This is a genomic window from Phycisphaeraceae bacterium (genome assembly GCA_040222855.1).
In the GTDB taxonomy this organism is placed as follows: domain Bacteria; phylum Planctomycetota; class Phycisphaerae; order Phycisphaerales; family Phycisphaeraceae; genus Mucisphaera.
Genome location: JAVKCD010000003.1, coordinates 327251 through 351651, shown reverse-complemented (window position 1 = coordinate 351651; position 24401 = coordinate 327251). Strand labels below are relative to the sequence as shown.

Here is a 24401-nt window from a genome sequence, read left to right as displayed (position 1 = left end):
GCACACCATGGGCATCGTTCAAATGGGAGCGCCCCGCGACCTCATCCTCCAACTCCAATACGCCTTCGGTTACCGAAGCTTCATCGAAACCGGAACCTTCCAGGGCGACACCGCCCTCTGGGCCGGACAACGATTCGACAACGTCTGGACCATCGAAGCCCAGGAGGCTATCTACCAGGCCGCCCGCAGGCGATGGCCCGATGGCAACATCCACTGGACCCTCGGCGACACGCGATCCGCTCTGCCTAAAGTCCTTGACCAACTCGATAGCGACGCCATCTTCTGGCTCGACGCCCACTGGTCTGGCGGAGACACCTTCGGCGAGGCCGCGCAGGACGAGTGTCCTCTCCTTGACGAACTCGCCATGATCCGCTCAGACGCCCGCGATCACGTCATCCTCATCGAAGGTGCTCGCCTGTTCCTCTCCCCACCCCAGCGGCCTCATCGCATCGCCAGTTGGCCGACGATCACCCAGGTCATCGACGCCCTGCGCACCGCCAGCAATCCCTACATCGTCGTTCACGATGATGTGATTATCGCCGTCCCGCAGAAAGCGAAAAACCTTGTCGCTCGCTACTGCCAGGAAGCCAACACCCACGCCTGGATGGCTCGATGCGCCCGTCAGAACGCCCGACCCTCCGAGTCACTGCCACGCCGACTCGCCGGCATGCTCCGCCTCACCGGGCAGGACAAGGCCGCTGCGTGATCCGCCTCACGCCGAGCCCGCCGCTCGACGCCGCCTGTCCCCACGACGGGTCGGGCCTCCACGCGCACGGCTGGGCGATACCCGGCATGAGATGCCTCGCCGAAGCCTCATGCCCCGAGTGCAACCGGCGCTATTACGTCGATCTCCCCGCTGGCAACGGCCTGCTCACCCCCATGACACTCGATGCCGACACAGGCGAAGTCTTCAACGCCGACACCGCACCCTGGTTTGCCACCTGGCTCGCCGACAGCTACAGCCAACACCACCTCGATACCCTCCCCTCCATCAAGGTCGAGAAGTTCCGAACCCTCCAACGACCACTCCTCGTCAACGCCCTCGACCGGCTCTACGGCCACGGCCTGCTCAAACTCCTCAGCCTGCAACGCGACCTCGAACAGCACCCCGATCACGACATCATCGCCCTCGTCCCCAGCTACCTCCGCTGGATGGTGCCCCCAGGCGTCGCTGAAATCTGGTCCGTCGACTGGCCCCAAGCCACAGGCTCCCGATGGTCCGCCAAACTCGACCACTGGGTCCACGACAAGCTCAGCCTCTTCGACGATGCAAAACTCAGCCACGCCACACCCCACCCAGCACCCCGCGATGTCACCATCGAGCGATTCACCAGTGTTGCTCCGTTTCCCCAGTCCAACTGGCAGCACGCCAGCACGAAACCCATCATCACCTTCATCTGGCGCGACGACCGCACCTGGCCCGAACCCATCCCAGCAGGACGCAGACGCGCAAAGGTCAACACATGGCTCAATCGCATCGGTCTGGCGACCACACCAGACCCACGAATGACCCAGAAACAGCACATCGAAGCCCTCGCTGCTCAACTCACCAAACGCTTCCCCGCCCTCGACTTCGCCATCGTCGGCCCCGGCGAACCTGAGTCATGGAACGCGCGCATCAACGACCTCCGCGAACCCCGCATCACACCAGCCATCGAACGCCAGTGGTGCCAGCGCTACGCATCGAGCCACGTCGTCATAGGCGTCCACGGCTCCAACATGCTCCTGCCCTCCGCCCACGCCGGGGCCGTCATCGACCTCATGCCGCGCACCCGCTGGCAGAACCTCGGCCAAGACCTCCTGCTCCGCGACGATGACCCACGACGCGAGCTCTACCGCTGCCGGGCCATCCCCGCTTCCGTCACCGTCAGCGAGATCGTCCGCATCACCGCAGACCTCCTCCACCACACCCGCGACCACCTGGTCCAGACCCACCGCGAGTCCGACCTCAGCCAGGACCAGCGTCCGATCATCCGCCACCACCAAGAGGCTGCCGCCGCCTGAGCCGACAGATCGATGACCATCAAGTCACGTCACACCGAGGGTCCGCCATGCCGCCCACGCTAAGCCTCTTCATTACTTCCTATAACCAGTGTGACTACCTCCGCGAGGCCATCGACTCCGTCCTCGCGCAGACCCGACGGCCCGACCAGATCGTCATCATCGATGATGCTTCCTCCGATAACTCCCAGCAGCTCATCCAGGCCTACGCTTCCGAGCACCCCGGCCTCATCGATTACGCCCTCCACGACAACAACCAAGGCGTCTCCGCCACCAAATCCCATGCCGCCTCTCTCTGCACCAGCGACCTCATGACCTACCTCGACGGCGACGATCGCATGCTCCCCACACGCCTGGAGACCGAACTCCAGCTACTCAGGGCACTGCCAGTCCAGACGATTGTCTTCTCAGATTTCCGGACGATCGACTCGGATGGGCACATCATCGCAGACTGGGCAGAGGGAACTGCTCTGCCGCAGGGCAACACTCTCGACAAACTACTCGCCCGCGACTATCCCAAAGGCATCGTCTACCGCAACGAGTTGATGCCCAGAGATCTCTTCAAGCAAGTCGGAGGATACGACCAGAAGCTAAATCTCTATGAGGATTGGGATCTCCGCATCCGCATGGCCACCGCCGGCGCCACCAGCCATTTCTGCGCTCACCTCGGCTCTGAATACCGCCTGCATCCCGCGGGCATCTCCCGGCAGAATCCCGAAAGACATCTGGATGCGGTCAATCACATCCGCCGTAAGCATCAGAGCACGATCGACTCACTCCAGACCTCTCAGCGAATAGCCGCAAACCTCTGCTTCGACCGGCTCGAACAGGCCTTCGCCAAACGTGCAGCACAACGATCATTCCGGCAACTCAGATTCAAAGATGCCCTCCGCTTCAGTTTGAGAGCATGGTCGAGACAGGCTGCCTGACATGACCAGCACAACACCCGAAAAACCCGAACATCGACTGATCTTCCTCGTCTCCCAGCCTCGCGCCGGCTCAACACTACTACAACGCATGCTCGGTACTCATCCCGACATTGCCACCGTCGGCGAACCCTGGCTCGCGCTCCACGCCCTACTCCCCATACGACCGGACCTCTGGGATGCCCGATTTAAGACCGCCACCTTTACGAGAGCCTTCGATGCTCTCCCCGAAGGACGACTTGCATACATCGAGACCGCCCGACACGGACTCATGGCACGCTACAACGCATGGTGCGATCAACAGAACGCCTCGGTCTTCATGGACAAGACACCGAGGTACTACCTCGTTCTCAGAGAACTCCGAGAACTCTTCCCCGAAGCAAGAATCATCCTGCTCATCCGAAATCCTCTCGCTGTCCTCTGTTCGATCGTCAACACCTGGGTCGGTGATCGCTGGTATCACCTCTATGACTCCGCTGACGACCTGCTCGCTGCGCCCAACCTGCTCGCAGAAGCCATTCAGACACCGGGCGTCGTCGACCAGATCTTGCACTATGAAAGCCTCGTTGCTTCACCCCAGGAAACACTCAGGAAACTCCTAGCGAATCTCGACATCCCCTGGGACGACAGCGTGCTCAACTACGCCCGGTCAGGCTCACTCCCATGGGCCCTCGGCGACCCCACCAACGCGCATCAGAAACTCTCACCCGATGCCGCACACGCAGATCGCTGGTCCTATTCGCTCTCGGATGCTCAGCTCTGGCGATGTGCGAGGGACTACCTTGACGAACTCAGCGACCACACCCTCTCAACACTCGGATACCGCCGCGATCAACTACGAATCCCCATCGAGGCCCATCGCCCGAACTGGTCCCAGCGGATTACGACAACATCACTTAGCGATCTGCTCGCCCGCGACCCAGCGATCCGCTCATCATGGGCTCGCCATAACCTCACCTTGCTCAACCGCGTCCGAGAACTCGGATGGCTGGGAACGATCGCTGATGCAGGTCATCGCATCTCACGCAAGACCCGTCGCCGCCTGACAAGCCCCATAAGACTAGCAGGGAACATCGCTGCATCACCCACTCCACCCAACCCGATGACCCCCTCTGGCGACCCGCCGCCTGTTGAGAGTGATCCGGAGCATGAGCCACAACACCACGGAACCCAAGATCACGGTCCTCATGGTCGACGGCGGATTCCGCGAACAGTTCCACGCCATCGACTTCATGGCAGCTCAAGACCTGCCGCATGAGGACGTCGAACTCCTCTGGGTCGAGTACGGCGGCGCCATCCACACCGACCTCCAGAACCGCCTCAGTCAGCACCCCAACTTCCGCGCCATCACTCTGGGCCGCAACGACACCTACCACGCCTCCCGCTGCTTTAACCGCGGCATCACCGAAGCCCGTGGCGAAGTCCTCGTCATCATCGACGCCGACGTGATCGTCGAACCCGACTTCCTCAGCAGGCTATGGCAGGACCACCAACGGACCGACAACCTCGCCGTCTATTGCTACCGCTACAACGAGGCCAGAGAGGATCACCGCGAGCAGGTTGATATCGAGCATCTCCGATCCGTCTGCACCATCACCAACCCCTCCAACCACGGCGCCTGCCTCTCCATCCGCAAGAAACACCTGCTCGCCATCAACGGCTACGACACCCATCCCATCTTCGCCACCGGCTTCCACGCCAACTGTCTCGACGTCTACACCCGCCTCAAGGCCCAAGGCGTCATGGCCCGCTGGAACCCCGATATCAAGCTCTTTCATCCCTGGCACCCCTCCACCGCCGAACACTCCATCAACTACCAGCCGCAGGTCCACACCTCCGGCTGGCGCGCCAGGAACCTGAAGTTCCTCCCCTTCCGCGGCATCGACCCGACCCTCAACACCGACCCGCCCCCCGGACTGCTCAAGCACCTCGACTGGGTCCGTCAACAGTGGATGCCCTGGCACCAGCGAATCCGTCACAAGGTACGCAATCGCCTGAAACTGGCGGCGTGAGGTCACCCATGCCCACGCCCATCTCCGCTATCGTCATCGCCCGCAACGAGCGAGACCATCTCGAACGATGCCTGCCCGCGCTCGCCTTCGTCGATGAACTGATCGTCATCGACATGGGCTCGAGCGATGGCTCAATCGACACCGCTCGCCGCTTCGCCGACCACGTCTTCCACGTCGACCCCGCACCTATCGCCGAACCCACCCGCGCCGCTGCGGCAAAGATCGCTCGCCACGACTGGATCCTCTTGGTTGATCCCGATGAAACCATCCCCGAGCAGCTCGCAGCCCAGATGCGAATGATGCTCGAAGCCGAACCCGGCGCCGGCGCGTTCTCGTTACCCATGAAGTTCTACTTCAAAGGCAAGCGACTCGACGGCACCGTCTGGGGAACCCTCACCTGGAAGCAGCGTCTCATCCACCGTGATCGATGCGCTGTGTTGCCCTGGGCCAACCGTCTCACACGTATCCGTGACGGCTTCGAGGACAGACGGGTCCCCGCCGACGACCACAACCCGATGCAGCACTTCTGGTCCGACAGCTACACCGAACTCCTCCGCCGCCACCTCACCCGCTACGCCCACACCGAGGCCAAAGCCCTCGCAGGCAACGGCCTGCGCTTCACATTCCGCCGCGCCCTGACCCGACCCTTCATCGAGATCTACCGCAGCCTCCGCGACTTTGACGGCTGGCGCATCGGTCCCCGCGGCTTCCTCCTCTCCGCGATCTACTTCCTCTACACCCTCGCCAGCGAGTGGCTGGTCCTCCGTTACCAGGGAGCCGCCAAACCCACCGAGCACAGCGAAGCTCAGAACCTCCCCGAGCTAAGACCGGATCAAGCAACACCAACCCGCCGCGCCGCCTGAGGACACACCATGACCGCCCCACGCCTCAGCGTCGTCATCCCCAGCTTCAACCAGGCTGACTACCTCGCCGCCACCCTCGACAGCGTGCTGGATCAGCGCTACCCCAACCTCCAACTCATGGTGATCGATGGCGGCTCCACCGACGGCTCGACAGACATCATCCGCCACTACGCCCCGCACCTCGACCTCGCCATCTCCGAACCCGACAACGGCCAGACCCACGCCATCAACAAAGGACTCCGCCACGCCGACGGCGACCTCGTCACCTGGGTCTGCTCCGATGACACCCTCCTCCCCGGTTCACTCGACGCCGTTGCCAACCTCAAGCAAGCACAACCCCAGGCACGCTGGGTCGCCGGACGCTGCCAGCAGATCGATCAGCACGGCGAACCCATCCTCATCGAACCCCGTTCCCGCGACATATCCCTCCGCACCGCGCTACTCCGAACACCCACCCGCCCCTTTCACTTCCCCCAACCCGGCGTCTGGTGGGACCCCAAACTCCACCACCAACACGGCTACCTCGACGAGTCTCTCCACTACGCCATGGACTTCGCCTGGTGGCTTACCCTCCTCAAAGAAGGCCACCACCCGGTCATCATCGACCAGCCTCTCGCCACTTACCGCATGCATCCGCAGAGTAAAACGTGCGCGCATCCGAGCGGATTTATCGGGGATCACGTCACCGTTGAGCGCGCTTTTGCGCGTGATTTAAGCTGGTCCGAGCGCGTTTCCGTATTCCGGCGCACAGCCTACCAGCAGCGCGCCGCTTACCTCGAAACCCTGCCCCGCAGGCCCTGGATCGAGATTCTGACCCACCCATGGTGGCTCCTCTCACAACAGGTGCGCGCACACCTCTGGCATGGACCACCCCACACCCGCGTCGCCTAAGCCCGGTAATCCCAAGACCTTGCCGCCACCCCGCCGACTCGCCGATGGAACCTGAGTATGGAAACACCACGACCCAAAGCACGTCGCCGACAGGCGCTCAATCCCGCCCGGAAGATCAGTTCCGCCCAGCGACCGCGGGTCTCGATCATCATCCCCTGCTTCCACGCCGGGGACACCCTCGAAAGCACCCTATGCTCGGTGCTGGACCAGGGTTATGCCGACCTCGAAATCCTCGTCGTCGATGGCGGGTCGCGTGATCAGACCCTCGATGTCCTGGATCGCTACGAGGCCCAGATCAACTGGTTCGACTCCCACACCGACACCGGACCCGCCGAGGCGATCAATCGTGCGATGGAAGTCGCCACCGGATCAATCATCGGCTTCCTCGACGCCGACGCGCTGCTGATGCCGCAGGTGCTCAGCGAAGTCGCCAGACGGATGGGCGATTCCGATGGCGCTTCCTGGCTGATCGGACAAGCGGTTGGCCTTGACGAGTGTGGGCAACTGGCTGACCCGCTCCTCCCGGTACGCGGGCTCCGACTCTCGTCTTTCCTCCGGCACACCCAAGGCGACCCGGTCCGCGGCGCGGTCTTCTACAAGCGGAGTCTGCTGGATCAGGCCGGCCCGCTTGACCCACGCCTCCGCTTTGCCTGGACGTTTGAACTGCACGCCCGGCTGCTCGCGCAGGGCTTCGAGCCGAGCATCATCGGTCGAGGTCTATCAGCGATCCGTGTCAACGAAAACGCTTCGGTCATGCGCTCCGTGCGCAAGGGCCAGGAACGTGTCGCGGTTGGTCGGCGGTATCTTGGCGAGATCGATCCACGAGATCGCTACGCCGTCTGGAAGAGCTGTGATGATCGTTCAAAGATCTACGCCCTGGCCCTGGCCGAGCTCGACCCGAGCAGCGCCAGTCGCTACCTCTGGGATGAGGCACGTCGCCAGCCCTGGTGGGTGAGCGATCCGGTTTATCGCGAGCAACTCATTGCCGCGGCGGCGCCTGCCGAGCCAGCGGCCTCGTACCGCCTCGCGGCCTGAGCGGCCAAGACCAATAAACACGCAAGAAAAAGCCTCGGGCCGTGGCCCGAGGCTTTGCTGTATCAGGGGTGCTGGGTCTGAACTACTCGAGCATGTCGTCATCGTTCTCGTCGCCGGAGAGGAAGCCGACGAGCTTGCGGCTGCGGACCGGGTGCTGGAGCTTGCGGATCGCCTTGGCTTCGACCTGGCGGACACGCTCGCGGGTGACCTTGAAGATGCGGCCAACCTCTTCGAGGGTGTAGGTGTAGCCGTCGCCGATACCGTAGCGGAGCTTGATGATCTCGCGCTCCCGGTAGGTGAGGGTCTTGAGCACCTGCTCGATGCGGGAGCGGAGCATGTCGCTGGTCGCCGTCTCGGACGGGTTGGTCGCGTGCTCGTCCTCGATGAAGTCGCCGAAGTAGGAGTCTTCGCTCTCGCCGACGGGGCGATCGAGGCTGATGGGGTGCCGGCTGATCTTCATCACACGGCGAGCCTCAACGATCGGCATCTTGGCGGCCTCGGCGATCTCTTCGATGGTGGGCTCGCGCTTAAGCTCCTGCAGCAGGTTCTTGGCGATGTTGCGCAGCTTGCTCATCGTCTCGATCATGTGCACCGGGATACGGATGGTGCGGGCGTGGTCGGCGATGGCGCGAGTGATGGCCTGACGGATCCACCAAGTAGCGTACGTGGAGAACTTGTAACCACGCTTGTACTCGTACTTGTCGACCGCGCGCATCAGGCCGGTGTTGCCTTCCTGGATGATGTCCAGGAACGAGAGGCCGCGGTTGCGATATTTTTTGGCGATCGAGACCACCAGACGGAGGTTGCCGCCTGAGAGATCACGTTTAGCCTGCTCGTACTCGTCGAAGACGCAGCGGATCTCGGCGACGCGGGCGGTAAGATCTTCGGGGTCTTCGATGATCAGGGAGCGGAGCCCGACCAGTTCCTCGCGCATCACCATCACGTCTTCAACGTCGTAGCGATCCGGGTGTTTCTCGGCGTCGGCGAGGGTCCGGACCAGGTGGTTCATCTTGTTGGAGATCGAGGTGAGCTTCTTGAGGAGCGGCTGGATCTTGGAGGTCCGCAGCGAGAGCTCTTCGATGAGGCGGGCCATCTTCATCCGCCGGGTCTCGATCTGCAGACGCAGGCGAAGGATCTCGGTCTTGCTCTTGCGGCCGGGCTTTTCGAGTTGTTCCCAGTCCTCGCGGTTGAGGTCGAGCAACCGCTTGATGGTCTTGAGGTTGAAGGGGATCCGTGCGGCGATCTTGCCCTTGGCGTCCTCTTCAGCGGTCGAAATCTTCATGGTGCGGTCGAAGGGCAGGTCGCCGGCATCGACCATCTCGAGGATCTCGACGGACTGAGCGACCGAGTAGTCGTTTTCGAGGACCAGCCGTCGGAAGATCATCCGGGTGGTCTCGATCTTCTTGGCCAGGCGGATTTCCTCGTCGCGGGTCAGCAGGCTGATCTCGCCCATCTGGGTGAGGTACATGCGGACCGGGTCATCGATGCGCTTCCCGCCTGCTTCGCCAAGGGCTTTTTCGAGTTCAGCCTTGGTGGCCTCGTCGACCTCTTCGGTCTCTTCGGAGTCGCTCTCCTGCTGTTGCTGCTGGGGCTGAGCGGTTGCCGCGGCGGCGGCGCCCTCGGGGGGAGCCTCCTCCTCCTGAGGGATCATGTCGGCACCGGTGGGTCCGGGGGCGTCCTGAGGCGGGGCCACGAGTCCGACGGTGCCGCGCCAGCTGTTGGGGATCTGGGCCTCGTCGATGAGCAGCATGCTTTCCTGGCGCATCCGCTGCAGCAGTTCGGCGAGCTTGTTCTGATCGACGTACTCATCCGGCAGCAGCGCATTGAGCTGATCGAACGTGATGAAACCGCGGGCTCGGCCGCAGGCCATCAGCTCGGTCACGGCGGGATGTAGGTGTGGGTTGAGCATGAGGTCGTTTCGTCCTTGTCTTCCGTGTCTGGCTCGGCGTGAACCGAGCCCGTGTCCTTGGATACCCGGGAGGCCCTGAACTTAAGGGGCCGTTACCCGACGCTGCCCGCCAATTCGCCCTGGGCCAGTTGCGGCTCGACCTCGTTCGAGCTTGTCCCTGAGCATCTGATCGGCGGTGACACTCTCTTCCTCCTGTGTGTCGAGGCGGGGCGTGGCGACGCTCCGCCAAGACCTCATGGCCGATTCGAGCACGCGCTCGGCGGCCTCCGGGTCGTCAAGACCCAGGTCCTGGATGTCTCGACCGAGGGAAGCCAGCAAACCTGCCAGCTCGTGGTCCTCGGCCTCGGCCGCGTCCGAGAGCAGATGATCCAGCATGATCGATCCGCCAGCCTCCAACGCCCCGTAGAGGAGGGCGTAGAGCTTCCGGTGCACCGTGTCGATGAGATCACCGGGCATGAGCGACTCATCGATCGCTCTGCCTTGATCCAAGGACCTAGTGAACAGGAAGTTGTGGCGGATCAGGCATGCTAGGGCCTGCCGCTCGGCCGCTAGGGCCAGTCTAAGTTTACGCCCGGTTAGGGCGAAGGCCAGTCTTTTAGCATCTTCAGATGCGTCAAATCCCTCGACGTAAGCGTTATCAGACGCTGGTGGGGGGGTATGGACCGGTTTCGCTGCCCGCCTGGCCTCTGAAAGCAGCCTTTCGGTCGCCTGACCGTCGAGCCCGAGCAACTGCCCGATGCGGCCTGTGATCAGGGATCGGCGGGTCGCCGAGGCTCGATCGAGACCCAGCCGGATGATTTTCTCGGCGTATCGCTCGGCGAGTTTCTGGCGCCCGGTGAGGGTGGTGACGCCGTCGATCTCGGCGGCTAGCCGGCCCAGCCCGAAGTCGAGGGCGTCGGGAGCCCGGGCGATCAGGTCGTCCCAGGTTTCCACGCCTTCGCTGGTGGCAAGGAGGTCCGCGGGGTCCTGCCCGCCAGGGAGGATGGCCACGGCGGTATCGACCTCTTCGGTGAGGAAGGCCTCGACAGCACGGTCAGCGGCACGCTGGCCGGCCTCGTCGCCATCGAAGACGAGGACGATGCGTTCGGCGAAGCGGCGGAGGGCTTTGACGTGCTCCGGGGTCAGGGCGGTGCCGAGGGTGGCCACGACGTTCTCGCGACCGGCCTGGTGGGCGGCGATCACGTCGGTGTAGCCCTCGACGATGACCGCGGTTTTGCTGGCGATGATGGCCCGCTTGGCCTGATGGAGCCCGTAGAGGGTCGAGCTTTTGTGGAAGAGTTCGGTCTCGGGGCTGTTCCAGTACTTGGGGTTGTCTTCCTCGCGCAGGCGTCGCCCGCCAAAGGCGACCGTGCGGCCCAGGCCATCGGAGATGGGGAACACCAACCGGTGGCGCAGCCGGTCAAAGTGGCCTTCGCCACGATCGCGCTTGGCGATCAGGCCGGCGGCGATGAAGGCCTCACGATCGAGTTGTTTACGGGTGACGGCTTCGGCGAGCTCGTCCCAGGCATCGGGTGCGTAGCCAAGCTCGAAGCGCTCGATCATCTCAGTGGAGATGCCGCGGTGTTCGGCGTAATCACGGGCGGTGCGGCCGATGGTCTCGTCGTTGTAGCGGGAGCGGAAGAACTTGAGGGCCAGTTGATTGGCCTCGGACACGCGTTGACGCAGCGACTTGCCGCCATCGTCCCGGCGATCTCTGCGGCCGGTGAGTTCGATCCCCGAGCGTTCGGCGAGGTGCTTGAGGGCCTCAGGGAAGCTCAGGCGGTGGTAACGCATGATGAACGAGAAGACATCTCCGCCAGCGCCGCAGACGAAGCAGTGGTAGATCTGCTTTTCGGGGACAACGCACATGGAGGGGTTGCGGTCATCGTGAAACGGGCAGACGCAGACGTACTCGCGGCCCTTGGGCTTGATGGCGAGTTGTTCGCTGACCACGGCGACGATGTCGCTGGCATCCAGGACGCGCTGCTTGTCGTCGTCGCCGGTGTGGGATGTGAAGGATCGTGTGTTGGCGGGCATCGTGGTCGAGGTGTCCAACGCTCCTCCCCTCCAAGGAAGGTGCGTCTCATCCGTGAGCCGAGGGTCTTCCGTGGTTCACCCTCTGGAGGGCGCGACAACGCGATGAACAACAATCACTTGAAAACAACAGGCCGAACCAACCCGAGCATGCCTTGCGAATGGGCTGGTGGCAAGGCGGTGTGGGTAAAACGGTTGATGTTGGTGGGAAAGCTGATGGGAAAAGTCAGTTGGCGTCAGGCTTGTAGGCGTATTTCCGCTTGACGGGCTTGACGATGAGGCCGGACTTGATGGCCTTGGTCGACACGCGGATCCGGGTGGGGACGCCATCCACCAGGGCGGTGACCTTCTGGAGGTTGGGCTTGAAGGTGCGCTTGGTCTTGCCGGTGACCTTGGTCCCGACGCCGCCGAGGTACTTGGCTTTACCGCGGAGGGTGTACTTGTGGCCGGTGGTGGTTCTTTTGCCGGTGATCTGACAGACGCGTGGCATGGTCGTCTCCAACAGTCCGGGACGCATGTCCGGAGAGGGCGGGTGGATGGCCTCGGGGGTGATCGAGGCCGAGCCAGGTACCATAGCATGTTGAAGAGGCGGTTGCGAGGGGGATTTGGCGAGCGGCGGGGCGGTCTGGCGGGTACGCTGAATGGTGGTTTTTGGCATTTCTGGCGGAAATGCTCTTTCTGATATTCGTTAGTGTTGATTAATGCAAGATTTACGTCGTGAACAACTCGCTGTGGAGCACGAGAAGGCGATTCTCGCTGGTTGCCTGCTCCCGGGCCTGCAGGTGAACCCGCACGACCCGCTGGATGAACTGCGATCTCTGGCGGAGACGGCGGGGGCGGTGCCGGTGGGTGAGCTGCTGCAGAAGCGGCAGACGCCCGACCCGGCGACGTTCATGGGCAAGGGGAAGATCGAGGAACTGAAGGTCATGGCGGACGCCGAGGGGGCGGAGGTGATTCTGTTCGAGAACGATCTGTCGCCTTCGCAGATCGGGAAGATCGAGAAGGTTGTCGAGCGGAAGGTGCTGGATCGGTCGGAGTTGATCCTGGATATTTTTGCCAGCCGGGCGCGGACGCACGAGGCGCGGTTGCAGGTGGAACTGGCGCAGCTCGAGTACACCTACCCGCGGCTCAAGGCGATGTGGACGCACCTCGAACGGATCGCCGGCGGGTCGCCGGCGGGGATCGGGACCCGTGGCCCGGGTGAACAGCAGCTCGAGATCGACCGGCGGATCGTGCAGCGCAAGAAGACACAGCTCAAGCGCGAGATCGCTGAGGTCTTGGCCCGGCGGCAGCGCGAGGTGGCGGCAAGGCGGCAGGACCACTTCACGGTCGGGCTCGTGGGGTACACCAATGCGGGGAAGTCGACGCTGTTCAACACGGTGACCGAGGGCGGGGCGTATGCGGACGACAAGCTGTTCGCGACGCTGAGCACGCGGACCCGGCGGTGGGACCTGGGCGATGGCGATCAGGTGATGCTGTCGGACACGGTCGGGTTTGTGCGCGACCTGCCGCACCATCTGGTGGCGTCGTTCCGAGCGACGCTGGAGGAGGCGATCCACGCCGACGTGCTGCTGGTGGTGCTGGATGCCGCGGACCCGAGGGCGCGGGAGCAGCTCGAGACGGTGAATCACGTGCTCGACGAGATCGGCGCGACGCGGCCGCATCGGGTGCTGCTGCTCAACAAGATCGACAAGATGCACAGCAACGCCGAGCTGCTGATCCAGCAGGCGGCGCACCCGGATGCGCTGGCAATCTCGGCGCGGTCGGGCTTGGGAATGGAGCGCGTCATCGAGGTGCTGCGGGAGGGTGTTCGCGGGCGTCAGATCACGACCACGCTGGACCTGCCGGTGATCGACGGGCGGGCGCTGTCGATCCTGGAGACGCGGGCGACGGTGCTCGATCGGCGGTACGAGGGCGACCGCGTGCAGATCGACGCCCGCCTCGGCGGGCGACTGCTCGAGGAGCTGCGCGCCATCAGCCCGGGACTGATTGTGCTGGACGAGGCGGGGGCGGTGGTCCCGGGAGATCAAGGGCGCGGGTGGGGGAGGTGAATCAAGAGCGGGCTGACGCTTTGGTCTGGCTAAGGAAGGCTAAAACAGTGAGCGTGCTCAGTGTCGTCATCACGATCAAAGAGAGGAGTAGAGCGATTGTCAGGTTCACACCACGATTCTCTCTTAGTTCTTCGGGTACCGTCTGATCAAGTAGGATCGTTAGGGTGAAGACATAGGCGGATCCGAGTGCTGCCGCTACGAGAAGGGGGATGGTGAGTCGTTTCATCCTCCAAGCATGCACTGCTGCCAGCCCTGTCAGCAGGCCCGTGGCTAGCTGGAAGGCGATCATCCATCCTAGATAGGGGGTGATCCATTCTGGAGGAGCAGGTGCATTCAGGTACTTCAGATCTAGCCAACCGTAGAACGCGGGGACCGAAAGCAGCATGGCCATGGCAAGCCACAGCTTAGGGAGGCGGTTGTTGCCGAGGAGGTAGCGGATCATTGCCCGGAAGCATAATGCACCGACATGTCCAGATAGAGTTTCATAAGACGCTATTCTGCTGGTTATGCGTGATGAGCGGTGTGACATTTTGATTGTGGGCGGAGGTTTGGGTGGGTGTGCGGCGGCGTTGGCGGCTTGTGAGGCGGGGCATTCGGTGATCATGACGGAGCCGACGGTTTGGGTGGGGGGGCAGTTGACGGCGCAGGCGGTTCCGCCGGATGAGCATCCGTGGATTGAGGCGCAGGGGTGTACGGGGCGGTACCGGACGCTGCGGGAGGCGATTCGGGGGTTGTATCGGCGGCATTACCCGCTGAGTCGGGATGCGTTGCTGGACCCGGAGTTGAATCCGGGGTCGGGTTTTGTGTCGCGGTTGTGTTGCGAGCCGCGGGCGGCGTTTACGGCGTTGCGGTCGATGCTGATGCCTTATGAGGCGGCGGGGCGGCTGCGGGTGTGGCGGAACACGTTTCCCAAGGCGGCGGACGTGGAGGGGGATCGGGTGCGGTCGGTGACGGTGTATCGGCGGCGGATCGATGCGGATGTGACGGTGACGGCGACGATGTTCCTGGATGCTTCGGAGTTGGGTGACCTGCTGCCGTTGGCGGAGGTGGAGTATGTGACGGGGGCGGAGGCGCAGTCGGAGACGGGGGAGATGCACGCGAAGGCGAAGGCCGAGCCGGACAACGAGCAGGCGATCACCTGGGTGGCGGCGCTGGGGTGGGATCGTGATCCGGCGGCGAATCATGTGATCGATATGCCTCGGGGGTATGAGCGTTGGAAGGCTTATGCGCCGGAGGTTGACCCGCCTTGGCCGGGGCCGTTGTTGTCGTGGCGGGAGCCTTTTGGGGATCGTCCTCATGAGTCGCGAGTGTCGTTTCTGCGGCCGGAGCATCGCGGCGCGAATAACGGGCGGGGGATTCCGTATTTCGATTACCGGAAGGTGATCGATGCGACGCGGTGGCGTCATCCGAAGCATGTGGATGACGTGTCGCTGGTGAACTGGGTGATGAATGATTATGTCGGTGGGTCGATTATTGATGTGCCGAAGGACGTGCGGCGAGAGCGGCTCAACGAGGCGCGGGAGCTGACGAACTGTCTGGTTTATTGGTTACAGACGGAGGCGGAGGACTGGTCGACCGGGCGTAAGGGGCTGCCGAGGCTGTACCTGCGGCCGGATATCATGGGGAGTGATGATGGGTTGGCGCAGGCGGTTTACATCCGGGAGGCGCGGCGGATCAAGGCGGTGCGGACGGTGACGGAGGGGGATGTTGGGGTGTTGCAGCGGTGTGGTGAGAACCCGCCCTGGGGCAGCCCGGGGTCGGAGAGCGTGCAGCGGAATCGGCCGTTGCCGGTGCATGATTCGGTGGGTGTGGGGGCGTACCGGATTGACCTGCACATCTCGACGGGCGGGGATCACTGTCTGGATCTGGCGTCTTATCCGTTTCAGATTCCGTTGGGGGCGCTGATTCCGGTGCGGATGAAGAATCTGCTGCCGGCGTGTAAGAACATTGGGACGACGCATATCACGAACGGGGCGTTTCGGCTGCATCCGGTGGAGTGGAACATTGGTGAGTCGGCGGGGCTGCTGGCGAGTTTTTGTTTGAGTCGGGGGGTGGAGCCGCATGAGGTGCATGGGGATCGGGCTCTGCTGGGTGATTTTCAGAAGCGGCTGGCGGATGAGCACGTACAGCTTGAGTGGCACGGGCATGTGCACGCGATCTAGCGAGGGCTTGCTTTTTTTGAGGTGTGCGCATGGGGGTTGTGCGCATGCGGGGTGTGGTTTTTGGGGTTCGTTGAGGGGGTGGACCCTTGTGGTGGGGTGTGGGTGGGGTTTTGGGGTTGGTGGTCGCGGTTGGGGCGGGGTTTTGAGGTGATGTTTTCGGGTGGTTTGCGACGTTGAGACGACTTGAAACGGTCGTTAACGACCGCGAAACGGCTTGAACGGCGGTGGTTTGTGCGCGCGTTATTGTGTTGTGCGCGCGGTGGTGTTGGGTGGTCGACACACGTTGCCTGCGCTTCGCGGTGGCAACGTGTGGCACCCGGCAGCCGGCTATCTCATCGTGGAGGCCCCCACCCTTCCGGGTGGGGCTCGCTTTGTTCGAGGAGCCTAGCGGAGGCCGCTGTCGAGGAAGAACTCCATGAGTTCGTGTCCGTGGGTGATTTTGAGGTCGGCGTTGTTGGCGGTTTCTTCGGTGTAGGCTCGAGGGACGACGCCTTGCATTTTGTGTCCGGCGATGAGGAAGGGGACTGGGGTGGGGTCGTGTTTACGGGTTTCGACGCGGGTGTAGTGGTCGGGCATGATGAGGATTCGCCAGGGCTCATCGCGTTGTTGGAGGGCGTTGTGGATGGGACCGACGACGTGCTGGTCGATGGCTTCGAGGGCGGCGACTTTGGTGGCGGCGTCGCCGGCGTGTGAGGCTTCGTCGGGGGCTTCGATGTGGACGCAGACGACTTCGTATTGGTCGAGGGCTTTGATGGCGTGCTGTCCGGCAGCGGCGTAGTCGTTATCGTGGTAGCTGGTCTGGCCGGGGACGTCGAGGCGGTCCCAGCCGATGAGTTGGGCGATGCCGGCGAGGAGGTCGACGGCGGTGATCATGGCGCCCTTGCGGCGGTAGAGGTCGGCGAAGGCGGGCATGTCGGGTTTGATGCCCTGGCCCCAGGGCCAGACGTGGGTGGCGGGGGCTTCGCCCATTTCCTGGCGGGTGAGGTTGACGTCGTGGTCGGCAAAGGCGATGGCGGAGGCGGCGATGAGGTCGAGGAGGTCGCTGGCGTGGGGTGAGCCTTTGGGGAGGTGTTTATCGATCGGTTCGCCGGGGATGTCGTGAGGTGGGGTGGTTTTGAGCTTGGACCAGTCGCGCTGGTTGGAGCGGTCGACCATGATGTTGCGGTAGCTGACGCCCGGGTGGAAGGTCACCCCCGGAAGTTCGGCGACCTGGGCGATGGTGTCGAGGAGTTGGCGTCCTTCGTCGGAGCGGATGGCGCCGGCGGAGTGGTCCTGCATGAGTCCGTCGATGACGGTGACGAGGTTGACGCGGAAGATCCAGTCGGTGGGCGCGAGTTCGATGCCTAGGGCGGCGGCTTCGAGGGGTGCTCTGCCGGTGTGGTATTTCTTTGGGCTGTATCCGAGGAGTGACATGGAGCAGGTGTCGGACCCGCAGGGCATGCCGTCGGGTGTGGTGACGGCGGTGCCGAGTCGTCCGGTGGCGGCGAGTCGGTCGGTGTTGGGGATGTTGGCGGCTTCGAGGGCGGTTTTGCCGTCGAGGTCTTCGAGTGGGTAGTCGGCCCCGCCGTCGGGGATGATGATGACGTAGCGCATGGACTGGATTCTACGGGCTCAGCGTTAGAGCGACGAGAGTACGCCTTCGGCCTGGATTTTTTCGACGAGGAGTCGGAGTTCGAGGAGGGTGGTTTTGAGTCGTTCGGCGGCGTCGTTGAGGTTGTCGTAGAGGGCGGGGTCGGAGATCAGCTTGCCTGCGGTGCCTGCGCCTTCGTGGACTTTGGTGAGGAGTCCGGAGGCTGAGGCGATGGCGCCGGACAGGTCATCGGCGACGGCGGCCATGCGGCGTTCGAGGGAGGCGGCGGTGTCTTCGATGGCCTGGAGTGTGCCTTCGGCGCGGTCGGTGAGTTTGCGGGTGTTGGCGGCGGTGGACTTGAGGTCATCGATGAGTTGTGGGTCATCGACGAGTTCGCGGAAGCTGCTGAGGGTGTGTCGTGCTTCGGCGAGGGAGGCTTCAGTTTCGGCGAGGACGGCGGCGAGGTTGCCTGTGGCGTCCTGTGATCCGGCGGGTCGGGGTTCGACGAGTTTGTTGAGGTTTTCGCCGAGGTCACTCCATGCGATGAGCAGTCGGTTGAGGTCTTGGCTGATGTCGTCGAAGCGTTGCATGGGTTCTTCGAGGGCGGAGGTGAGTCCGTCGATGGGCGAGGCGATGCGGGCTTTGATGGTGCCGGTGCCATCGGTGGGGAGCATGTTGGTTTCAACGATGTCATCGTTGCGGGTGAAGTTGATTGCTGATCCTCCGCCCAGAAGCGAGGTTGCTTTGACTTCGGCCTTGATGGTTTTGGGTAGTTCGAGGTCGATGAGGATGGTGGCGATGACGCCTGGGTTGTCGTCGGTTCGGAGGTTGACCTCGGTGACTTTGCCGACGTCGATGCCGTAGAAGGTGACTCGTGAGTCGGGGTAGAGCCCGCCGGACTCGGGTATCTCGACCTGGTAGGTGTAGCCGTCTTCGAGAAATCCTGGGACGTAGCCGAACAGTGCGAGGAGTCCGGCGAGGCCGATGAGGCCGGCGGCGGCGGTGAGTCCGACGGCGATGTTGCGTTTGTGTTGTTCATCGGGCATGGGGTCGGGCTCCCTGGGGTCGTGTCTATTGGCGTGTTTTTTTGCCGTTTGAGTCGTGAAGTCCCTGTCGGATCATGTCGAGTTCGCCGGCATCTGCCTGTCCCTGGACGAATCGCTGGACGAGGACGTTGTCGGTCTTCCAGAAGGATTCGGGGACGCCATCGTGGACGATTTCGCCGTCGTAGAGGAGGATCATTCTGTCGGCGATTTTGCAGGCGCTGATCATGTCGTGGGTGACGACGATGGAGGTGATGCCGAGTCTGGTGGAGAGACCGACGATGAGTTCGTTGATGAGGTCTGATCGGATGGGGTCGAGTCCGGTGGTGGGTTCGTCGTAGAGGACCATTTCGGGTTCGAGGACGATGGAGCGTGCGAGTGCGACGCGTTTGCGTTGCCCGCCTGAGAGTTCCATGGGCATTTTTTTCTGGATGCCTGAGAGTCCGACCATGCGGAGGACGCGGTCGACGAGTTCATCGCGTTGGGATCGTTTGAGTTTGGTGTGTTCGATGAGTGGGAAGGCGACGTTGTCGCCGACGCTTAGGGAATCGAAGAGGGCGGACATCTGGAAGAGGAAGCCGATTTTTTTTCGTACTTCGACGAGTTCGTAAGGGTCGAGTTGGTCGACGCGTTGGTTGTGGAAGTGGACTTCGCCTTCGTCGGGTTTGAGGAGTCCGACGATGAGTTTGAGGAGGACGCTTTTGCCGGTGCCGGAGGGTCCGATGATGACGGTGGATTGTCCGAGGTGGATGTCGAGGCTCAGGCGTCGGATGACGTGCTGGTTGCCGAAGCTTTTGGAGACATCGACGAGTCGGATGACGGGTTGCCCGCCTGAGCGTCGGATGCGTAGGCCGTCGGGGGTGCAGGTGACGCCGACTTCTTCGGTGGGCGGGCGTTCCCAGGGCATGGGTGCGATGGGAGGCGGCACGAGTGGTTGTTTCTCGGTGGTGGGCTGGTTCATAGCGGGCCCCTGTAGTCTACTCGGCCCGACAGAACTCCCGGATGGCGTCGATGACTTTTTGCTGCTCGGCGTGTGTCAACTCGGGGAAGACGGGGAGGCTGAGTACCTCGTTGGCGGCGTCTTCTGCGTTGGGGAGTGAGCCTTGGCCTTGTTCGAGGTGCTCGAAACAGGGTTGTAGGTGGAGTGCTCTGGAGTAGTAGATACGGTTTCCGATCCCGCAGGCGTTGAGGTGGTGTCGGAGCGGTTCACGGGCCCCTCCATGGACGCGGACGGTGTACTGGTTGTAGACGTGGTAGCGGGTTTCGGCCTCGAAGGGAGTTCCGATGGGGAGAGATTCGAGTTGCTGTGCGTAGCGGTCTGCGTGGGCTCGTCGGGCGTCGGCGTAGCTGTCGAGGTGTGGGAGTTTGACGGAGAGGATGGCTGCTTTGATGGCATCGAGTCGGAAGTTTCCGCCTATTTCGGAGAAGTGATCGACGCCGTCCATGCCGTGGGCCCGGATGCGTTTGAGTCGGCAGGCGAGTTCGCCATCGTTGGTGACGAGGGCTCCGGCGTCGCCTGGGGCGGCGAGGTTTTTGGTGGGGTAGAAGCTGTAGCAGCCGACGTCGCCGATGGTTCCGACCATGCGTTCGCCAAAGCGTGCGCCGAGGGCCTGGGCGGCGTCCTCGATGACTCGGAGGTTATGGCGGCTGGCGATGGCCATGATCTGGTCCATCTGCGCGGACTGTCCGAAGAGGTGGACGGGCATGATGGCTTTGGTGTTGTTGGTGATGGCGCCTTCGATCTGTTCCCACTGGAGGTTGTAGGTGCGTGGGTTGATGTCGATGAAGACGGGTTTGGCTCCGACGCGAGCGATGCAGCCTGCGGTGGAGAAGAAGGTGAAGGGTGTGGTGATGACTTCGTCGCCTGGGCCGATGTCGAGTGCCATGAGGGCCATGAGGAGGGCGTCGGTGCCGGAGGTGACGCCTATGGCGTGTTTTGCCCCGACGTAGGCGGCGAGTTGCTGCTCGAACTTCTCGACTTCTTCGCCGAGGATGAAGGAGCTGTTGTTGAGGACACGATCGAAGGCCTCGCGGATCTTGGCTTTCAGTGGTTTGTGCTGGCGGCCAAGGTCAATGAGCGGAACGGACAAGGGGGTTCACTCCTGGGGGCGTTTGGTGTTGGGTGAGGCACGAGAATATCCCGCGTGGCTTGGCGGGGCCAGTGGGGTCGTGATCATGAGGCGCTTTGGCGTTTGGCGGCTTCTCCGCCTAGGAGGTCGAGGGCTTGTTTGATCATGGCGGGGAGCTGTTGGGCGACCGGGCAATCGGGGCAGGCGTCGATGAGTTCGTGGTCTTTGATGGTGGGTAGTGCTTCGGCGGGGCGGTAGCCGGGGAACCAGGCCCCTCCAGAGCCGAAGAGGTTGAAGCGCATCTTGCCGTATTCGAGCATGTCCCAGCCGACGGCGAGGTTGCGTAGCCAGAGGATGATGGGGAGGTTGAGCCCGCTGGGTGCGAGTCGGTCATCCGGAACGGTGTTCGACCAGGCGTCGGGTCGGCGGACGCCAGTGGCGGCTTCCATGGCGTCTTCGAGGCGTTTGATGATGGGAGGGAGGAGTTGGTCGGCGCGGTCGAGGTGTTCGAGGGCCTGCATGTGGGCTTCGTAGTCGGATGGTCGGGCGGCGCCGAGGCTGAGGGTGTGGACTTTGGATCGTGCGAGGCAGTAGAGGTCGTTGAAGACCATGGGGTCGAGGGGTTGGCAGAGTTCGCGGAGCTTGTCGGGAGGGTCGTAGAGTTTCCCGCCTTTGTCGGAGGGGCTGATGATGAAGACGCCCATGTCTCGGGCGTGAGCGGCTTCGATGGCGGGCCAGTTGGTGTTGAGGATGTAGTACCAGTGGAGGTTGATGTAATCGAAGCCGCCGTACTGGTCGGTGTTGATGGCGCGGCAGATGATGTCGTTGTAGCCGTGGGTGGAGAAGCCGACCCAGCGGACTTTGCCCTGGGCCTGGAGTTTGCGGGCGGCCTGGAGGCATCCGCCTGGGCGGAGGCTTTTGACGATGTCGGTGCTGTCGTTGATGCCGTGGATTGAGAGGAGGTCGACGTAGTCGACCTGGAGTCGTTCGAGGGATTCGTCGAAGTGGGCGAGGAACTCGTCGGCGTCTTCGGTGGGACCGATTTTGGTCTGGAGGATGAGTTTGTCGCGGTCGAGTTCGGGGAGGATAGCGCCGAGTTGTCGTTCGCTGGGGCCGTAGCCGCGGGCGGTTTCGATGTGGGTGATGCCGAGTTCCCATCCGCGTCGGATGGTGTTGTTGAGGTTGTCCTGGATATCGGTGGGGATTTGATCGAGTGGTTTGTCCTTCCAGCCGTCCTGGTAGCGCATCCCGCCGGTGGAGAACAGGGGCATAGGTAGTTCGGTGCGACCGAATCGTCGGTACCTCATCTGAGTGGCGGCTGTGGTCGTCATGTGTTGTTTTCTCCGGTCAAACGTCTTTCGGGTCGGGGATGAGGACCAGCTTCCCGAGGTGTTGGGCTCGTTCCATGGCTTCGTGGGCGGAGCGGACCTGGCTGAGGGGGAAGGTGTGATCGATTTCCTGACGATAGGCGCCTTGCTCGAATCCATTGAGAACGGCCTCGCATCCGGCTCGCCATGCGGTTTCGCCGGCCTGGACGATTTCGGTCATGCCCCAGCCGCGGATGGCGGCTCGCTTGCGGATGAGGGGGGTGACATCGACGGTGTCTGTTGCGCCGAGGAGTCCGTAGACGTAGATGATGCCGTCGTCGGCGAGGGCGCGGATTTCGGTGTTGAGGTACTCGCCTGAGGCGACGGGGTCGAAGAAGACGTCGATGCCACGGCCATCGGTGAGGGATTTGAGATCGCGGTGCCAGGGCTTCATGGAGCCGTCGTCGTTGTTGGTGGCGATGATGTGGGCGTAGGCAGCGGTCCGGTGGTCTTTGAGGGCTTTGGCTTTTTTCTCGGATCGGGTGAGGCCGATCGGAATGGCTCCGGCTTGTTTGGCGATCTGAGAGGCGGCGAGGGCGACGGAGCTGGAGGCGGCGGGCAGGGCGACGGTCTGTCCTTGTTTGAGTTGGTGCAGCCAGCAGAGGCATCCCCAGGCGGTGAGGTAGGGGAGCCAGATGGCGCCGAGTTGGTCATCGGGGATGGCGTCGGGAGCGGGGATGACGAGGGAGGCATCGACGAGGTAGTGGCTGCGGTAGGTCCCGCCATAGCCGCCTGCTCCGACGCGGGGGGCGGAGGGTGCGATGATGACGCGTTCGCCTATTTTTCGGGTGGTGACGGCTTCGCCGACGGCTTCGATGATCCCGCCGGCTTCGAGTCCCGGGGTGAAGGGTGGTTCGCCGGTTGAGAGCTTGTACTCACCGCGACGGCCCATCAGTTCGGCGTGGTTCATGCCTATGGATGTGACGCGGACCCGGACTTCACCCGATTTTGGTTCCGGGGTTGGGGGGTTTTCGACCTGGAGTTGATCGGTGCCACCAAAGGCTTTGACGATGACTCGTTGCATGGCGAGGTCTCCTGCTGGATCAACAGATTAGTGGATCGCTGGGGTGCCGGGGTTCGATGATCCTTGGCCACACGGTTACACTTCCGCGATGCGGATTGTGCTTAGGAGTGTGACCCGATGAATATCGTCATCTGCGGAGGCGGTGAGGTCGGGCGTTACGCGGCTGAGGTTCTTACGGGCCGTAAGCACAACGTGACTCTGATCGACAAGTCGATGGCGGTCCTCGATGAGCTTGAGGAGCGACTGGACTCGCGCATGATGATCGGGAGCGGGACCCAGGCGGATGTGCTGTCGGAGGCTGGGGTTGCGACGGCGGACCTGTTCATCGCGGCGACGAATGTGGATGAGATCAATCTGCTGTCGGCTTCGATCGCCAAGGGAGTGGGTGTGAAGCGTTGCATCGCCCGGGTGCATCACTCGGCGTATTTTGAGCTTCGAGGGCTTGATTACGGTCGGCATCTGGGGATTGATCATCTGGTCTGTCCTGAGCATGCGACGGCTCAGGCGATCGCTTCGGTGCTGCGATCGCCTGGTGCGATGGCGATTGAGCGGTTTGCGCAGGGTGAGATCGAGATGCAGAGTCTGGTGGTACGTGAGGACGCGAAGGCGGCGAACACGACGCTAAAGACGCTTAAGCTGTCGGGGCCTGCGCGACTGGTGAGTATTGGTCGGGGCGGGACGGTTTTTCTGCCTACGGGTGACAGCAGCATTCTGCCAGGTGACGTGGTGACGGTGATCGGTGAGACCGGGAGTATGACGGCGGTGCGGAAGCATTTTGATACCACGGCGGGTAAGTCGCGGAGTGTGATTCTGATGGGGGGGACTTCGCAGGCGGTGTGGATCTGTCGGGAGCTACGGAATCGCCGGTTTTCGGTGCGTTTGTTTGAGCCGGATCGCAAGCGTGCGGAGGAGCTTGCTGAGAAGCTCGACTGGGTGACGGTTCTGAATGATGATCCGATCCGTTCCGAGGCGTTGATGGAGGAGCGGGTGGATCAGGCGGACGCGTTTGTGGCGGTGACGGATGATGATGAGAACAACATCCTTGCCGCGGCACAGGCGAAATCGCTGGGTGCCAAGACGGCGGTGGCGGTGCAGCAGCGAGCGACTTATCTGCATCTGCTGCGTCACGTTGGGATTGACCGTGCGTTTTCGCCGAGGGCGAACGCGGTGGAGGAGATTTTGCGTCTAATTGACACGGCGCCGATTCGTCCGCTGGCGCAGATTGCTGGGGATGTGGCGTCGGTGTTCGAGATCCATGTCACGAGGCGAGCCGAGTCGGTGTTGGGTAAGCCGCTGAGTGCGTTGGCGTTGCCTCCTTCGTCGCTGGTGGTGGCGATCCAGCGAGCTGACCATGTATTTGTTCCGGGTGCTGGCGACTCCTTTGAGTCTGGCGATATCGCGGTCCTGATCACGCCCGAGCAGCACGAAAAAGCCCTGCGGAAACTTTTCCTGGGCAGGTAACTCC

Annotated in this window: 21 protein-coding genes; 11 read left to right on the top strand and 10 right to left on the bottom strand. The window is 62.8% G+C overall.

Features of this window, described 5'->3' with window-relative positions; translation table 11 throughout:
• Nucleotides 1-7 precede the first annotated feature (7 nt).
• From RIG82_01545 to RIG82_01510, 8 genes are read left to right on the top strand one after another with little or no spacing between them, the layout of a single operon-like run.
• Nucleotides 8-706 (top strand): hypothetical protein, encoded by a 699-nt coding sequence (locus RIG82_01545; GenBank protein ID MEQ9459622.1) that lies wholly within the window; start codon nt 8-10, stop codon nt 704-706.
• Nucleotides 703-2004 carry a hypothetical protein gene (locus tag RIG82_01540; protein ID MEQ9459621.1) on the top strand — a complete coding sequence of 434 codons (1302 nt, stop codon included), beginning with the start codon at nt 703-705 and terminating at the stop codon, nt 2002-2004. Before RIG82_01545 ends, RIG82_01540 begins: the two co-directional genes overlap by 4 nt.
• A gap of 47 nt (nt 2005-2051) precedes the next feature.
• Nucleotides 2052-2930 (top strand): glycosyltransferase, encoded by an 879-nt coding sequence (locus tag RIG82_01535; GenBank protein ID MEQ9459620.1) that lies wholly within the window; start codon nt 2052-2054, stop codon nt 2928-2930.
• Nucleotide 2931: 1 nt separating this feature from the next.
• Nucleotides 2932-4185 carry a sulfotransferase gene (locus tag RIG82_01530; protein MEQ9459619.1) on the top strand — a complete coding sequence of 418 codons (1254 nt, stop codon included), beginning with the start codon at nt 2932-2934 and terminating at the stop codon, nt 4183-4185.
• Nucleotides 4115-4939: a glycosyltransferase gene (locus tag RIG82_01525; GenBank protein MEQ9459618.1), complete on the top strand. Its 825-nt coding sequence runs from the start codon at nt 4115-4117 to the stop codon at nt 4937-4939. Before RIG82_01530 ends, RIG82_01525 begins: the two co-directional genes overlap by 71 nt.
• A gap of 8 nt (nt 4940-4947) precedes the next feature.
• On the top strand, nt 4948-5802 hold the full coding sequence (locus tag RIG82_01520; protein MEQ9459617.1) for a glycosyltransferase family 2 protein: 855 nt from the start codon (nt 4948-4950) through the stop codon (nt 5800-5802).
• 9 nt (nt 5803-5811) lie between these two features.
• On the top strand, nt 5812-6693 hold the full coding sequence (locus RIG82_01515) for a glycosyltransferase family 2 protein (GenBank protein ID MEQ9459616.1): 882 nt from the start codon (nt 5812-5814) through the stop codon (nt 6691-6693).
• Between the two features lie 57 nt (nt 6694-6750).
• Nucleotides 6751-7728 (top strand): glycosyltransferase, encoded by a 978-nt coding sequence (locus tag RIG82_01510; GenBank protein MEQ9459615.1) that lies wholly within the window; start codon nt 6751-6753, stop codon nt 7726-7728.
• 82 nt (nt 7729-7810) lie between these two features.
• Here the strand turns inward: RIG82_01510 and rpoD are convergent, their stop codons facing one another.
• From rpoD to rpmB, 3 genes are all read right to left on the bottom strand, one after another.
• On the bottom strand, nt 7811-9637 hold the full coding sequence (gene rpoD, locus RIG82_01505) for an RNA polymerase sigma factor RpoD (protein MEQ9459614.1): 1827 nt from the start codon (nt 9635-9637) through the stop codon (nt 7811-7813).
• An 81-nt stretch (nt 9638-9718) separates the two neighbouring features.
• Nucleotides 9719-11671 carry a DNA primase gene (gene dnaG / locus RIG82_01500; protein MEQ9459613.1) on the bottom strand — a complete coding sequence of 651 codons (1953 nt, stop codon included), beginning with the start codon at nt 11669-11671 and terminating at the stop codon, nt 9719-9721.
• A 205-nt stretch (nt 11672-11876) separates the two neighbouring features.
• Complete coding sequence (gene rpmB, locus RIG82_01495; GenBank protein MEQ9459612.1) at nt 11877-12140, bottom strand: 50S ribosomal protein L28; 264 nt, start codon at nt 12138-12140, stop codon at nt 11877-11879.
• Between the two features lie 211 nt (nt 12141-12351).
• Between rpmB and hflX the strand changes: the two genes are divergently transcribed.
• Nucleotides 12352-13701 (top strand): GTPase HflX, encoded by a 1350-nt coding sequence (hflX, locus tag RIG82_01490; GenBank protein ID MEQ9459611.1) that lies wholly within the window; start codon nt 12352-12354, stop codon nt 13699-13701.
• Between the two features lies 1 nt (nt 13702).
• Here hflX and RIG82_01485 read toward each other — a convergent pair whose 3' ends face one another.
• Entirely contained in the window at nt 13703-14143 is a 441-nt protein-coding gene (locus RIG82_01485; GenBank protein MEQ9459610.1) for a hypothetical protein, read from the bottom strand.
• A 64-nt stretch (nt 14144-14207) separates the two neighbouring features.
• On the opposite strand from RIG82_01485, the gene RIG82_01480 reads away from it, so the two are divergent.
• Nucleotides 14208-15863 (top strand): FAD-dependent oxidoreductase, encoded by a 1656-nt coding sequence (locus RIG82_01480; GenBank protein MEQ9459609.1) that lies wholly within the window; start codon nt 14208-14210, stop codon nt 15861-15863.
• Nucleotides 15864-16247: 384 nt separating this feature from the next.
• Here RIG82_01480 and RIG82_01475 read toward each other — a convergent pair whose 3' ends face one another.
• The 6 genes from RIG82_01475 to RIG82_01450 all read right to left on the bottom strand — a co-directional run bounded on the left by RIG82_01475 (nt 16248) and on the right by RIG82_01450 (nt 22936).
• Nucleotides 16248-17456: a cofactor-independent phosphoglycerate mutase gene (locus RIG82_01475; GenBank protein MEQ9459608.1), complete on the bottom strand. Its 1209-nt coding sequence runs from the start codon at nt 17454-17456 to the stop codon at nt 16248-16250.
• A 24-nt stretch (nt 17457-17480) separates the two neighbouring features.
• Nucleotides 17481-18479 (bottom strand): MlaD family protein, encoded by a 999-nt coding sequence (locus tag RIG82_01470; protein ID MEQ9459607.1) that lies wholly within the window; start codon nt 18477-18479, stop codon nt 17481-17483.
• A 25-nt stretch (nt 18480-18504) separates the two neighbouring features.
• Nucleotides 18505-19437, bottom strand: a complete 933-nt coding sequence (locus RIG82_01465) for an ATP-binding cassette domain-containing protein (protein MEQ9459606.1) — start codon at nt 19435-19437, stop codon at nt 18505-18507.
• A gap of 16 nt (nt 19438-19453) precedes the next feature.
• Nucleotides 19454-20566: a DegT/DnrJ/EryC1/StrS family aminotransferase gene (locus tag RIG82_01460; GenBank protein MEQ9459605.1), complete on the bottom strand. Its 1113-nt coding sequence runs from the start codon at nt 20564-20566 to the stop codon at nt 19454-19456.
• A gap of 83 nt (nt 20567-20649) precedes the next feature.
• Nucleotides 20650-21876 (bottom strand): aldo/keto reductase, encoded by a 1227-nt coding sequence (locus tag RIG82_01455; protein MEQ9459604.1) that lies wholly within the window; start codon nt 21874-21876, stop codon nt 20650-20652.
• A gap of 16 nt (nt 21877-21892) precedes the next feature.
• On the bottom strand, nt 21893-22936 hold the full coding sequence (locus RIG82_01450; protein ID MEQ9459603.1) for a zinc-binding dehydrogenase: 1044 nt from the start codon (nt 22934-22936) through the stop codon (nt 21893-21895).
• 117 nt (nt 22937-23053) lie between these two features.
• Here RIG82_01450 and trkA point away from each other — a divergent pair, with 117 nt between their 5' ends.
• Nucleotides 23054-24397, top strand: coding sequence for a Trk system potassium transporter TrkA (trkA, locus tag RIG82_01445; protein MEQ9459602.1), 1344 nt, complete (start codon nt 23054-23056; stop codon nt 24395-24397).
• The last annotated feature ends 4 nt before the right edge of the window (nt 24398-24401 follow it).